The 12,472-nt window shown below is 61.7% G+C and carries 15 protein-coding genes and 1 other RNA gene; 14 read left to right on the forward strand and 2 right to left on the reverse strand.

What is annotated here, in order from left to right; genetic code table 11:
- Positions 1-52: 52 nt before the first annotated feature.
- Positions 53-1,063 carry a type I glyceraldehyde-3-phosphate dehydrogenase gene (gene gap, locus AACL53_RS04180; protein ID WP_339082781.1) on the reverse strand — a complete coding sequence of 337 codons (1,011 nt, stop codon included), beginning with the start codon at positions 1,061-1,063 and terminating at the stop codon, positions 53-55.
- Between the two features lie 280 nt (positions 1,064-1,343).
- Here gap and AACL53_RS04185 point away from each other — a divergent pair, with 280 nt between their 5' ends.
- The 6 genes from AACL53_RS04185 (at position 1,344) to AACL53_RS04210 (ending at position 4,517) form a co-directional block, all read left to right on the forward strand.
- A complete protein-coding gene (locus AACL53_RS04185) occupies positions 1,344-1,565 on the forward strand; it encodes a hypothetical protein (RefSeq protein WP_339082784.1) in 222 nt (73 codons plus the stop codon).
- 45 nt (positions 1,566-1,610) lie between these two features.
- Positions 1,611-1,958: a cell division protein ZapA gene (locus AACL53_RS04190; RefSeq protein ID WP_339082786.1), complete on the forward strand. Its 348-nt coding sequence runs from the start codon at positions 1,611-1,613 to the stop codon at positions 1,956-1,958.
- Positions 1,959-2,046: 88 nt separating this feature from the next.
- Positions 2,047-2,206, forward strand: a non-coding RNA gene (ssrS, locus tag AACL53_RS04195) — 6S RNA.
- 32 nt (positions 2,207-2,238) lie between these two features.
- The gene (locus AACL53_RS04200) at positions 2,239-2,829 is read left to right on the forward strand and encodes a 5-formyltetrahydrofolate cyclo-ligase (RefSeq protein ID WP_339082788.1); all 591 of its coding nucleotides are present in this window, start codon (positions 2,239-2,241) and stop codon (positions 2,827-2,829) included.
- A 13-nt stretch (positions 2,830-2,842) separates the two neighbouring features.
- Positions 2,843-3,670, forward strand: a complete 828-nt coding sequence (locus AACL53_RS04205; protein WP_339082790.1) for a TIGR00282 family metallophosphoesterase — start codon at positions 2,843-2,845, stop codon at positions 3,668-3,670.
- Positions 3,671-3,767: 97 nt separating this feature from the next.
- Entirely contained in the window at positions 3,768-4,517 is a 750-nt protein-coding gene (locus tag AACL53_RS04210; RefSeq protein WP_339082792.1) for a YebC/PmpR family DNA-binding transcriptional regulator, read from the forward strand.
- 22 nt (positions 4,518-4,539) lie between these two features.
- On the opposite strand, the gene AACL53_RS04215 is transcribed toward AACL53_RS04210, so the two are convergent.
- Entirely contained in the window at positions 4,540-4,857 is a 318-nt protein-coding gene (locus AACL53_RS04215) for a hypothetical protein (protein WP_339082794.1), read from the reverse strand.
- 163 nt (positions 4,858-5,020) lie between these two features.
- Here AACL53_RS04215 and AACL53_RS04220 point away from each other — a divergent pair, with 163 nt between their 5' ends.
- From AACL53_RS04220 to tolQ, 8 genes are all read left to right on the forward strand, one after another.
- Positions 5,021-7,126, forward strand: coding sequence for a hypothetical protein (locus AACL53_RS04220; protein WP_339082796.1), 2,106 nt, complete (start codon positions 5,021-5,023; stop codon positions 7,124-7,126).
- Positions 7,123-7,650, forward strand: coding sequence for a crossover junction endodeoxyribonuclease RuvC (gene ruvC, locus AACL53_RS04225; protein ID WP_339082799.1), 528 nt, complete (start codon positions 7,123-7,125; stop codon positions 7,648-7,650). The genes AACL53_RS04220 and ruvC overlap by 4 nt, the downstream gene beginning before the upstream one ends.
- Entirely contained in the window at positions 7,647-8,270 is a 624-nt protein-coding gene (gene ruvA, locus AACL53_RS04230) for a Holliday junction branch migration protein RuvA (RefSeq protein ID WP_339082803.1), read from the forward strand. The genes ruvC and ruvA overlap by 4 nt, the downstream gene beginning before the upstream one ends.
- Before the next feature lie 57 nt (positions 8,271-8,327).
- Positions 8,328-8,732, forward strand: coding sequence for a hypothetical protein (locus AACL53_RS04235; protein WP_339082805.1), 405 nt, complete (start codon positions 8,328-8,330; stop codon positions 8,730-8,732).
- A 64-nt stretch (positions 8,733-8,796) separates the two neighbouring features.
- The gene (gene ruvB, locus AACL53_RS04240) at positions 8,797-9,843 is read left to right on the forward strand and encodes a Holliday junction branch migration DNA helicase RuvB (RefSeq protein ID WP_339082807.1); all 1,047 of its coding nucleotides are present in this window, start codon (positions 8,797-8,799) and stop codon (positions 9,841-9,843) included.
- 120 nt (positions 9,844-9,963) lie between these two features.
- Positions 9,964-10,908 carry a metallophosphoesterase gene (locus AACL53_RS04245; RefSeq protein WP_339082809.1) on the forward strand — a complete coding sequence of 315 codons (945 nt, stop codon included), beginning with the start codon at positions 9,964-9,966 and terminating at the stop codon, positions 10,906-10,908.
- A complete protein-coding gene (locus tag AACL53_RS04250; protein WP_339082811.1) occupies positions 10,905-11,396 on the forward strand; it encodes a YbgC/FadM family acyl-CoA thioesterase in 492 nt (163 codons plus the stop codon). Before AACL53_RS04245 ends, AACL53_RS04250 begins: the two co-directional genes overlap by 4 nt.
- Positions 11,397-11,755: 359 nt before the next feature.
- Positions 11,756-12,472, forward strand: a complete 717-nt coding sequence (tolQ, locus tag AACL53_RS04255; protein ID WP_339082813.1) for a protein TolQ — start codon at positions 11,756-11,758, stop codon at positions 12,470-12,472.

Genomic DNA, 12,472 nt, shown 5'->3' on the forward strand with positions numbered 1-12,472 from the left:
TTCACTACTCATGAAAACGGGCGCCGTTCGTTTGGCGCCCGTCAGAATTCGATTAGATGAGCTTCGCCATCGCAACGGCCGTATCGGCCATGCGGTTCGAGAAGCCCCATTCGTTATCGTACCACGTGACGACGCGTACGAAGTTCCCGTCGATCACCTTGGTTTGATCGAGCGCCACCGTCGAGGAGGCCGGGTCGTGATTGAGGTCCATCGAGACAAGCTTGTCGCTCGTGATCGCCAGGATGCCAGCTAGGCGGTTCGACTGCGACGCTTCGATGAGGGCGTTGTTCACTTCCTCGGCCGTCGTGTTGCGCTTGGCGACGAACTTGAAGTCGACCAGCGAAACGTTCGGCGTCGGCACGCGCATGGATGCGCCGTCGAGCTTACCGTTCAGCTCGGGGATGACGAGGCCGACAGCTTTGGCGGCGCCGGTCGTCGTCGGGATGATGTTCAACGCTGCAGCGCGGCCGCGGTAGAGGTCCTTGTGCAGGGTGTCGAGCGTCGGCTGGTCGCCGGTGTAGGAATGGATCGTCGTCATGAAGCCGTGCTGAAGACCGATCGCGTTGTGGAGCACGTGAACGACCGGCGCGAGGCAGTTCGTCGTGCACGATGCGTTCGAGACGATCAGATGGTCCTTCGTCAGCTTGTCGTCGTTGACGCCGTAGACGACTGTCAGATCGGCATTGTCGGCAGGAGCTGAAACGAGCACGCGCTTGGCGCCCGCGTCGAGGTGCGCCTTGGCCTTGTCCTTCGACGTGAAGATGCCCGTGCACTCGAACGCGATGTCGACGCCGAGGGCTTTGTGGGGAAGCTCAGCCGGATTCTTGATCGCGGTAACCTTGATCGGTCCGCTGCCCGCATCGATCGTGTCGCCGGAGACTTTCACTGCTTTCGGAAAACGCCCATGCACGCTGTCATAACGCAGCAGATGCGCGTTCGTTTCGACGGGGCCGAGATCATTGATGGCGACGACTTCGATATCCGTACGTCCACTCTCGATGATTGCGCGCAGCACGTTACGACCGATGCGGCCGAAACCGTTGATCGCCACCTTCACAGCCATTCTCGGGGGTCCTCCGGGGTAAGATTTTATGCTGGGTTTGATGAGATGTAGGTCTCATCACCGTTATCGCCAGTAATTGCGGGTCTTTAACGTCACTTATTGGGCCGCTGTCAATCATTCAGCTCCGTTGACGGGACGTCCGCTCCTGCAAATCTTTACGTTCAACGGGGTACAACACGGTCTCGTTTATTGACTGCATTTACCTTCGCCACGTAACGTAGACGGCAAGCATAGGTGATCGATGCGTCAATCGTGTCGTCCGAAAGGGCGATTAGAGGCCATGACTGAACGCAACACCGTTAAGATGAAGCGCGCGGACGACGTCAAGCCGGCCCGCAAACCGGCTGGCGACGTCGAGTTGCGGTCGGAGAACGCGCGCCTTAGGGCCGAACTCGCGACCGCGCAGCAACGGATCGCGGAGCTCGAGCAGCGGACAGCTGATGCGCTGAACCGGATTGATTGGGTTCTCGATTCGCTTCATAGTCTACACGAGAGCGGTTGACTGTGAGCGTCGTTCAAGGGGAGAGCGGCGGAGCTGCCGGATAGAATGGCCGAAGTCCCGTTCACCTTCAATCAACGCACCTATCGCTTCCAGTGCGAAGAACATGACGCTGCGCGTCTCACCGATATCGTTGATTATTTGAGTTCGAAGCTCGATGCGATCGTGCGCGAGCACGGGGCCATCGGCGATGAGCGATTAATCTTGATGGCCGCATTGATGGTCACCGACGAGCTGTTCGACGCCCGGGCGGATGTCGACGAACTGCTCGAAGGCAGCTCGCCGGCTGCCAGATCGGCCGCCATTCGCTCAATCCGGGACGAAACCGGCGATGAGGCGGATGAGGACCACGAGGACGAAGATCTCGAGCCCGTCCGGCGTCGCGCCAAAGGCTAGGTGGCCTCGGTACGCCCTCAGTCGCAGCCGGAATCGACAGCCATCCCGGCGGTAACCCTGGATTTTTCCTGCCACCTCACTTAAATCAGATGCGCTGCGGGGCTCGTCAGGGACAAATGACCCGGGGGCCTATAAGATCCGCACGGGTGCTGTCCCTGTCCGGAGCCGTGGCTTCGGACATATGGTGCCCACCTACGCTCGTAGGGACCACGCGGGATCATGTTCCCAACGGCCTTCGCGGCACTTTAATTCAACGAATATCGGGAAACGGAAAGCGCGTTTGACTGCGAAAGTTATGCCAGACGCCAAGAAAGAGCTGCGGGCCGAAGCGCTTGTTCGGCGTCAAGCGGCCTTTGAGCGTCACGGAGCGGAGGCTAGTCGCAAGATTGCGGCTCAGGGCCTCGATTTTCTTGGGATCAAGGCCGATACGGTCGTCTCGGGTTTTGCCGCTATCCGCGACGAGATCAATCCAGGGCCGCTGATGGCGTGGCTGCAGGCCGAAGGGTTTCGGCTGGCGCTCCCGGTCATGCAAGGCCGGGGGAAGCCGCTGCTGATGCGATCGTGGTCGCCAGGAGACGCCATGGCGCCGGCTGCCTGGGGGATTGCGGAGCCGCTCGAGGACAAGCCGGCCGTCGACCCGGACGTCGTTCTGGTGCCGCTCCTGGCATTCGACGGACGGGGCTACCGGCTCGGCTATGGCGGCGGTTTCTACGACCGGACGCTCAAGCGCTTGAGGGCGTTAAAACCCATCGTTGCCGTCGGCATCGCCTACGACGAACAAAGGGTCGACGCGGTCCCGGTCGAAAGCTATGACGAGAAACTCGATTGGGTTCTGACGCCCTCAGGCCCGCAACGTTGCCTCGATCCTTGATCCGGAATCCTTGATGCGTCTTTTGTTTCTCGGCGATATCGTCGGTCGCCCGGGCCGAACGGTGGTTTGCGATGCATTGCCGGGCCTCATCAAGCGCTATGGGCTGGATTTCGTCGTGATCAACGGCGAAAACGCGGCAGGCGGTTTCGGAATTACCGAGGCGATCCTCAACGATCTCATCGATGCCGGTGCCGATTGCGTGACGCTCGGCAATCATTCGTTCGATCAGAAGGACGCGCTGGTCTTCATCGAACGTCACGACCGGCTGATCCGTCCTCTCAATTATCCCAAGGGAACGCCGGGCAAGGGGGCGACCTTGCTCAAGGCGAAGAGCGGGGCCGATGTCCTCGTCGTGAACGCCATGGGCCGTGTTTTCATGACCGAGCTCGATTGCCCGTTCCGCGCCGTCGATAATGAGATTTCCGCGTGCGCATTGAAGCATGGCGCGGACGCGATCCTGATCGATTTCCACGCCGAAGCGACGAGCGAGAAGCAAGCGATGGGGCTCTTCCTCGACGGTCGCGTCAGTGTCGTCGTCGGGACGCACACGCACACGCCGACGGCGGACGCCCGCATTCTTTCGAGCGGCACGGCCTATATGTCGGATGCGGGGATGTGCGGCGACTACAACTCGGTGCTCGGCATGGACCCCGAGGAACCGATCAACCGGTTTTTGACCCGCATTCCGCGCGGCCGATACGAGCCGGCGGTCGGACCCGGAACGATTTCGGGATTTGCCGTCGATATCGACGACAAAACGGGTTTGGCCGTGAACGCCGGGCCTTTGCGGCTCGGGCCACACCTCGAGCCAGCCGTTCCGGCGTTCTGGTCAGGCACCTGAAGGCCAGCTCGCCGCCGATGTCTTGACCGGGGCGCGGCCGTTGCGCAAAAGACGGACTTAAGTTCAGCGCATATTTCCAAGTCAAGCGAGCACGAGCATGGCCGGCCATTCGCAATACAAAAATATCATGCACCGCAAGGGCAAGCAGGACGCCATGCGTTCGAAGCTCTTTGCGAAGTTCGCGCGCGAGATCACGGTCGCTGCGAAATCCGGAACGCCCGACCCGAGCATGAACCCCAGGCTTCGCCTCGCGATCCAGGAAGCGCGGGCCGAAAATATGCCGAAAGACAACATCGAGCGCGCCATCAAGAAGGCGCAGGGCAGCGATCTCGCGAACTACGAGGCGGTGCGGTACGAGGGCTATGCTCCGGGCGGTGTCGCCGTGATCGTCGAAGCATTGACCGACAATCGCAATCGCACCGGCGGCGTCGTCAGAAGCGTGTTCACGAAATTCAACGGCAACCTCGGCGCGACGGGCGCCGTGGGGCACATGTTCAATCATATCGGCGAGATCACGTACAAGGCTGCCGCGGGATCGGCCGAAGCCATTCTCGAAGCCGCGATCGATGCCGGCGCGGACGACGTGCAGTCGGATGCGAATGGGCACGTCATCGCCTGCGGGTTCGACTCGTTGGGCACGGTCGCCGCGGAACTCGAGAAGAAGCTCGGCGAACCAGAAAGCGTGAAGGCAGTGTGGAAGCCGAACCTCACGACCCCGGTCGATGAGAACGGCGCGCAGACCATCATGAAAATGCTGGCAGCTCTCGAGGACGACGACGACGTTCAGAACGTTTTCGCCAACTTCGAGATACCGGACGACGTCATGAAGAAGCTGACGGCGGCTTGACCGACGCGATTGTCCGCAGCTGCTATTCTCCCGGATAGAATATTCCGAACACGGCATAGACAAGTCCGGTGATGAGCATCAACAGCCCGACGATTCCTGCGAGCTGAGCCATTGCGTTCCGAAAATTCGCGGACGCGCGCTTCTTCGCCGGGCTTTGCGCGCCCGCCGGGACCTTCGCTGCGGGATTTTTCAAAAGTTTGTTAATAGCGGCTTCAGTCGTGGCGGCGGCGATTTCGTCCGCTGCGCTGTTGCGCCGGGACCACCGAAATAACCAGAATCCAGCAAGGATCAGCAGTAAACCCGCCACAATCCAGTGCGGATGAGAAAATGTCGGGTCCATGACGTCCTCATCAGCCGGATTGGTTACGAACGACGCTGGTCAATCGGCAACACTAAAGCCGAAATCGCGTGCTCTGACGAGGCCCCCTGAAAGTTCCGAGGGGTATCGCGGATCGCGTCAAAAGCATTATGATTGGGCAGCATACTGCGTACGGGGGTACTGAATGGCGGCGGACGGACCATCGGGGGGAAGGGGCCGGGTTCGCGTCGGACTTGTCGTTGTCCATGGTGTCGGTGAGACCGAGCCTGGTTATTGCGTCAACGCCGTTCTCGATACTCTCGCCCAGACGCGGCCGGGCTACAGCGTTTCCCCTGCCAACGAATACAACCGGATGCCCGAGCCCGAGATCGGCACGCCGGCGCCCGTATTTCCCGTCATTCGTCGGGGCGCGGCGCACACCAGCGGCATCGAGATCGAGGCCGTGGAGCTGCACTGGGCCGACCTGACGACGGTTCAGGAAGGCCGCGTCAACACGCTGCTGCAGCTCTTTCGCGTCATCTTCGAATCTCATCACCTCGTGGATGCGATGCTCGACCGCTCGCGGGATGCGATCTCGTGGCTTCTCAGGAAAATACTCTGGATCGCCGGCTGGCTCATTCGCGGCCCGAGCGCGGCGCTGACGATCGTGACGTCCGTGATCTGCGGCCTTTTTCTTTTCGAGCCCGCGACCCTGACGACCGACGTCGTGGACGTGAGATCGCAGGTGCTGATCGTCACTGCGATGATGTTCGTCGGATCGCTCTACGTCTTCTACCGGATTACGCGGCAGCAGGATTACTCGTGGTACGACACCGTATTCTGGCTCGCGATCGCGGCCCTCGCGGTTTTTGTGCTGACGTTTTACGACGTGCTGTTGCCGCTCCTCAAAAATGTTCCAGATCTCGAGATTGGACCGGAGCGTGGCGCCGGTGCGCATGCGGTGGACTGCGCAATCGCCGGGTCTTCGGCGGCGGCTTGCTACATCAACGGACTTTACAAAGTCATCATCTGGGGCTGGCGCATTTGGGGCGGCGTGATGCTGTTCGCCACGGCGTTGCTGGGCCTCGCTTACGTGCGTGCGCTGAAGACGGGAGATCATTCGCGCCTGGCGACTGTCTCGACGAGCATCGCCATTTTGATCATGCAATTCCTGCTTTGGACGACGGTCGTCGTCAGCGCGATCTATCCGATCCTCAATCGCGCCGAGACGATCACGACACTCAAGGAAGCAAAGCCGTTCATCGAGCGCGCGATCGAGGCTCGTCAGATCGACAGGACCAGCGCCGTCGCGAAGCTCGTGCAGGTTCCCAATATCGAACTCGACTGGATCGGCCGCTTCAAATTCATCTTCGCGGCGGCCGCGCTGACCGTGATGCTGTTCATCATCGGCGGCGGCATTCTGATCGAACTCCGGCATTTGCGAGCACGACGAGGCCTTTCCGATCTCGAGCACACGGCGCGGAACATGCCGAGGCTGCTGTTCAATCCTTTTCTGGTCGCGCTGCTGATCGTGGCGTTCATCGTCGTCATGGCGCTCGTGTTCGTGCAGCCCTATCTCGACAGCAACCATGTCTTCGTGACGCTGCGCAGCTACATTCTCCCAGTTGCGGCCGTCGTTGCGCTGGCGCTGCCGTTCTTCTTCGGGCGGCGCATTGCGAACGTCGTCAACGTCGCGCGCGATCTCATCGATCATCATTATCAGCCGCGGCAGGAAACGGCGGCGTACTTCATCCCGTCGGCGTTTCGTTCGCGTTTCCGCCATTTGCGGCGCGAGCGACTTCAGGGCCGGCTCAACCTCGTTCTCGAACATTTCGTGCAGAACCAGGGATACGACGGCGTCATTTTCCTGGCGCACAGCCAGGGCTCGGTCATCGTGTATGACTTCCTGCGAGATAACGGCCCACATTACGCGCGGCTGGGCGACGCTTCGCCAGCGCTGCTGACGTTCGGCTCGCCACTCGGCACGCTCTACCAAAAGTATTTCCATGAGTACTCGGCATCGAAGGGGGCGCCCCTCGGCATTGCCGCGAGCCTCAAATGCTGGATTAATCTCTATCGCGTCGACGATTACATCGGCGGGCGCATCAACCCCCCGCCAGGGCTTCGCGTCGACAATCATGTGATGGGGATCGGCGGCCACACCGGCTACTGGACGGAGCCCGACGTCGCCGAGGCGCTTGACGCTATTTTGACGGGCAAGGTTGCGGACGCCACGAAGCCGCCGCCGCTGCCGCCGCCACCTATGACGCCTTCGGCGCCTTATGCGGTTCGTGCTATGCGGAGAGCATGAATGGACGAACGATTCGCATTATCGGCATCGACCCCGGCTTGCGGCGGACGGGATGGGGCATCGTCGAAAGCGACGGCGTCCGGCTCGTGTACGTCGCGTCCGGCGTCATCACGCCACCGAAGGACGACGATCTCGCCTATCGGCTATCTGCGCTCTTCGACGCCGTGACGAGCGTCATCCAGAGCTTCAGCCCGTCGGAAGCCGCGGTCGAAGAGACCTTCGTCAACGAGAATCCGCGCTCGACGTTGAAGCTCGGGCAGGCGCGCGGCGCCGTTCTGCTCGCGCCCGCCCGGCTCGGATTGCGCGTCGCCGAATACACTCCGAACTTGATCAAGAAGTCGGTGACCGGCGCGGGACACGCTGAGAAGCAACAGATCCAGGCGATGATCGGCTTTCTTTTGCCGAAGGCGACGTTCGGATGCGCGGATGAAGCCGATGCGCTGGCGATCGCCATCACGCACGCGCATCACCGCGTCAGCCGGCAGCGCCTGGCGGCCGTTGCAACCAAGGTCGCTTCCACATGATTGGCAAGCTCAAGGGCAAAGTCGACGCTGTCGGCGAAAGTTTTCTCATCATCGACGTCAACGGCGTCGGCTACGAAGTGCAGGCGTCATCGCGGACGCTGCGCAATTTGAAGCCGGGCGACGATGTGGCGCTGACGATCGATACGCACGTGCGCGAGGATGCGATCCGGCTCTTCGGGTTTCAGAGCGAGTTCGAGCGGAGCTGGTTCCGGACGCTGCAGTCGATCCAGGGAGTCGGTGCGAAAGTCGCGCTGAGCGTTCTCGGCATTATGTCGCCGCAGGATCTCGCGAGTGCGGTGGCGCTCGGCAATTGGGCTGCGGTCGAAGAGGCGCCGGGCGTCGGCAAGAAGCTGGCTTTGCGCATCGTTGCAGAATTGAAGGATAAGGCGCCGGGGCTCTCGCTCGGAGGCCACGCCATTCCAGCAGGCGGCCATGCGACGCCGCAGGCGAATGGCTCCTCCGCGGGATTGGCCTTCTCGGAGGCACTCTCGGCGCTGACAAATCTCGGCTACAACCCTGCTCAGGCCAGTGCCGCGGTCGCCGTTGCTTCGAAGGAGCTTGGAGACGCCGCGGATACAGCGGGGCTCATCAAGCGTAGTCTCAAGGAATTGGCTCGCTAGAGCGCGGACCGCGGAATCTCAATCGGAACAGTGCGCCAACCCATGAGACAAATTACTTTGAGCAACACTCAACGCGCGCTCTGGATGGTGCTTATCACATCGCTGGCGCTGCCGTTTTTTGCGGGCATCGTCGATCTCGGGCTGATGCTTCTCAGCCCGGCGACCGATTTCCTGCTGCCGTCGCGTGGCGGCGAAGGCCTTGGCGAGGCCGGGATCGACGCGTTCGTCTGGAGCGCTTTTCCGGCGACGGTTTCGGCGCTGGGCTTAACGCCGTTCGTCCTGCAGACAGGCACTTACGGCTGGCTCGAGGCGGCAATTGCCGGGGTTCTCGGCTTCATGGCGGCCGTCATCATTTTCCCGTTCGGCGCGAGTACAGGCGTACCATTCCTGGCCTTCGCTGCGGGTCTTCTCTTCATCGGCATGCGGGCGTTGCTGATGATGATCGGCATTCTCAAACGCTGAAATCGGGCTTCAGACGTCAGCCGGTCGACTTGACGGCGCTGGCGAATAGCCTCACGAACAAACCATGACCGACAGGCTCGTCAGCAGCGCGCGAAAAGACGTCGACGCCTTCGAGGCGACGATACGTCCGCAATCGCTCGACGAATTCGTCGGGCAGGAGCAGGCGCGCGCCAACCTCCGCGTTTTCATCAAGGCGGCGCGGGGGCGGGGCGATGCGCTCGACCATGTGCTCTTCGCCGGTCCTCCGGGCCTCGGGAAGACGACGCTGGCGCAGATCCTCTCGAAGGAACTTGGCGTCGGATTTCGCGCGACGTCGGGGCCGGTGATCTCGAAGGCCGGTGATCTCGCAGCGCTTTTGACCAATCTCGAAGAGCGCGACGTGCTGTTCATCGACGAAATCCACCGGCTCAATCCGGCTGTCGAGGAAATACTCTATCCCGCCATGGAGGATTTCCAGCTCGACCTGATGATCGGCGAGGGACCGGCGGCGCGGTCGGTCCGGATCGATCTACCGAAATTCACGCTCGTCGGCGCGACGACGCGCGCGGGGCTGCTGACCAATCCGCTGCGCGATCGCTTCGGGATTCCCGTCCGCCTCAACTTCTATTCGATTCCGGAACTCGAACTGGTCGTCGGCCGTGGTGCGCGGGTGCTCGGCGCGCAGATGTCGCCAGACGGCGCACGTGAAATCGCCAAACGCTCGCGCGGTACGCCGCGGATCGCCGGGCGCCTTCTTCGCCGCGTTCGCGATTTTGCATCGGTCGAAGGTGCGGTCATCATCAATGCCGAGGTCGCCGACCGGGCGCTGACGATGCTCGAGGTCGATGGCGAGGGACTGGACGCGCTCGATCACCGTTATCTCGGGTGCATTCTTCATAACTATGAAGGCGGGCCGGTCGGTATCGAAACGCTGGCCGCGGCGCTTTCCGAGCCGCGCGATGCGCTCGAGGAGATCGTGGAACCCTTTCTTCTGCAGCAAGGGTTCATCGGCCGCACCCCGCGCGGGCGCGTTTTAACGCTGAAGGCTTATCGCCACCTCGGTGTTAACGGTCCCGCGCGCGCCGCCACGCCGGAACTGCCTATTTTCGAGGACGGCGAAGACGGGACTTAACGCCGCTCTCGCCCGTCTTGGGCCGCTTTCGGGTGGCGAAGTTCACGGATTCGACAGCATTCTGCAGCCAGAATGCAGGGAGGTTCGTCCGCCCGCTGCACGGTTCGAGGGAAAACGGGTTTGATCAGTCGCCGCGATTTGCTGAAGTTGACGGGTGTGGCCGGTGTCGGCTCGACGGCGCTCAGCGGTTACGCGCTCGCCGAAGCCTTCCGCGAAAGAGTGACGTCCTACAACCTGACGCTTCCCAACTGGACGCCGGGTCTCAAACTGAAGTTTGCCGTGCTCGCGGACCTTCACGTTTGCGAGCCTTGGATGTCGGTCGAGCGGCTCGAAGTCATCGTCGAGCAGACGAATAAGCTCGGTGTGGACGCGGTATTGCTGCTCGGGGATTACGTCGTCGGGCATCGGCTCGGGAAATATTCGGGTCGGGTAAGCAATGGCGCTTGGGCGACGGTTCTAAGTCGGCTCAAGGCGCCGCTTGGCGTCCATGCCGTTCTCGGCAATCACGACTGGTGGGAATCCCGCGACGTGCAGAAAAAACGCGCGGGCCCGACGCCCGCGGGATTGGCGCTGCAAGTCGTCGGCATTCCGGTGTACGAAAACAATGCCGTGCGGCTCGAGAAGGATGGGCAAGCTTTCTGGCTTGCCGGTCTCGGCGATCAATGGGCTTTCTGGCCGCGAAGCGACGAGTACGACGAGTTCGTGCACGGAGGCAAAATCGCCTATCGCGGCGTCGACGATCTTCCGGCGACGCTCCGACAGGTGACGGACAGCGCTCCGGTGATCCTGATGGCGCATGAGCCAGATATCTTTCCGAAGGTTTCGGATAGGGTTTCCTTGACGATTGCCGGTCACACGCATGGCGGCCAGGTTCGCATATTCGGATATGCGCCCGTCGTGCCGTCGCGTTTTGGATCGCGTTATGCGTATGGTCATATCGTCGAGGACAAGCGGCACATGATCGTCTCGGGCGGTCTCGGGTGCTCGTCGTTGCCGATCAGATTCGGCTCGCCGCCCGAAATCGTGGTCATCGAGCTTGGCGGCTCCGAAAGGGGCGAAGTTTGACCGGCGCGCAATGGCCCGATCTCGCCGGGCGCATCGTTCGCGACGCGGGCGGTCAGCGGCACATTCTTCCCGTTCGCGTCTATTTCGAGGACACCGATGCGGGCGGCCTCGTCTATCACGCCTCGTACGTGCGCTTCGCGGAGCGCGGCCGCACCGATTTTCTGCGCCTTCTCGGCACCGACGCCCGGCGTCTGATCGACGGTTCCGAAAGTACCGAACCCGCGGCCTTCGTTGTTCGGCGGATGAGCTTCGACTTCGCTCGCCCCGGACGCATGGACGATCTTCTGGAGGTCGAAACGCGGGTCAAGGAGCTTGGCGCGGCCAGCGTTACGCTCGATCAGACGATCAGTCGCGACGGCATGCGTCTCGTCTCGGCCGAGGTCGTCGTCGTGCTCGTGTCGATTTCGGGGAAGCCGCTCCGCTTGAGCGACGCTGTGCGCGAAGCCTTTCAAGCGCATGCGGCAGGGGCGAAAAATTCCCGGGCGTAAGCCGGCGCGCGCAATATTTCCGCGGGCGCCATCGAAGCGCGTCCACACGCCGATTGACATTCGTTACCCCGGTCGTCATGGCTCATCATGAGGTAAATGGCCGCGTTTTTCGTGGATAAACACGACGATGCGTCATTGCCATCGGCTGCATCAAGCCCTCGTTTCGTCATATTGGGCGTCAAAAGCTCTCGACGCGAATGAGTGTGGTGGGCGATGGCGCTTGCTACCGGGGTGGACGTCATTACGCCGTCATACGCAAACTTCATCGGGCCCGCGCCGGGCGCGTCCCAATGCTGCCGAAATTCAACGGCCCGTGCGGCTCCGTACGGGTATCGCAATTCTTCGACATGGATGGTGAAATGAATCCCGCGGATGTCGCCCAGAGCGCCGTTGCCCCGGTCCAAGCGAGTGGCTTCTCGTTCGTCGAACTCTTTATGCAAGCAAGCCTTACCGTCCAAATCGTGATGACGGGGCTTGGCGTTGCGTCCGTGTGGTCATGGGCGATCATCTTCGAGAAGCTTCTTGCGTTCCGCCGCGCGCGCGTCGAGAGCGACCGCTTCGAGCAGTTGTTCTGGTCGGGCCAGTCGCTGGATGAGCTTTACGCGAACCTGTCGCGCGGGCGGACGATCACCATGGCGGCGCTCTTCGTTGCCGCGATGCGCGAGTGGAAGCGCTCGGTCGAAGGCAACATCCGCGCGCTCGGCGGCATTCAGCTGCGCGTCGAGAAGGTGATGGACGTGACGATCAGCCGGGAAATGGAACGTCTCGACCGGCGGTTGCTGTTTCTCGCGACCGTTGGATCGACGGCGCCGTTCGTCGGCCTGTTCGGCACGGTCTGGGGCATCATGACGAGCTTCCAGTCGATCGCGGTTTCGAAGAATACGTCGCTGGCGGTCGTTGCGCCCGGTATCGCCGAAGCCTTGTTCGCGACGGCACTCGGCCTCATGGCCGCCATTCCGGCGGTTATTTTCTACAACAAGTTCTCGGCCGATTCGGCTGCGATATCGCAGCGTCTCTATGCGTTTTCCGATGAGTTTGCAGCGATCGTATCTCGCCAGATCGACGTGAGGGCTTAA

This window comes from Hyphomicrobium sp. ghe19 (assembly GCF_902712875.1).
Lineage (GTDB): Bacteria > Pseudomonadota > Alphaproteobacteria > Rhizobiales > Hyphomicrobiaceae > Hyphomicrobium_B.

Excerpts from the sequence above, each read along its gene's own strand:
- AACL53_RS04185 (WP_339082784.1), top strand. The coding sequence starts at position 1,344 with ATGACTGAACGCAACACCGTTAAGATGAAGCGCGCGGACGACGTCAAG.
- ruvA (WP_339082803.1), top strand. The coding sequence starts at position 7,647 with ATGATTGGCAAGCTCAAGGGCAAAGTCGACGCTGTCGGCGAAAGTTTT.
- AACL53_RS04220 (WP_339082796.1), top strand. The coding sequence starts at position 5,021 with ATGGCGGCGGACGGACCATCGGGGGGAAGGGGCCGGGTTCGCGTCGGA.
- AACL53_RS04190 (WP_339082786.1), top strand. The coding sequence starts at position 1,611 with ATGGCCGAAGTCCCGTTCACCTTCAATCAACGCACCTATCGCTTCCAG.
- AACL53_RS04215 (WP_339082794.1), bottom strand. The coding sequence starts at position 4,857 with ATGGACCCGACATTTTCTCATCCGCACTGGATTGTGGCGGGTTTACTG.
- ruvB (WP_339082807.1), top strand. The coding sequence starts at position 8,797 with ATGACCGACAGGCTCGTCAGCAGCGCGCGAAAAGACGTCGACGCCTTC.
- tolQ (WP_339082813.1), top strand. The coding sequence starts at position 11,756 with ATGAATCCCGCGGATGTCGCCCAGAGCGCCGTTGCCCCGGTCCAAGCG.
- gap (WP_339082781.1), bottom strand. The coding sequence starts at position 1,063 with ATGGCTGTGAAGGTGGCGATCAACGGTTTCGGCCGCATCGGTCGTAAC.
- AACL53_RS04210 (WP_339082792.1), top strand. The coding sequence starts at position 3,768 with ATGGCCGGCCATTCGCAATACAAAAATATCATGCACCGCAAGGGCAAG.
- AACL53_RS04205 (WP_339082790.1), top strand. The coding sequence starts at position 2,843 with ATGCGTCTTTTGTTTCTCGGCGATATCGTCGGTCGCCCGGGCCGAACG.
- ruvC (WP_339082799.1), top strand. The coding sequence starts at position 7,123 with ATGAATGGACGAACGATTCGCATTATCGGCATCGACCCCGGCTTGCGG.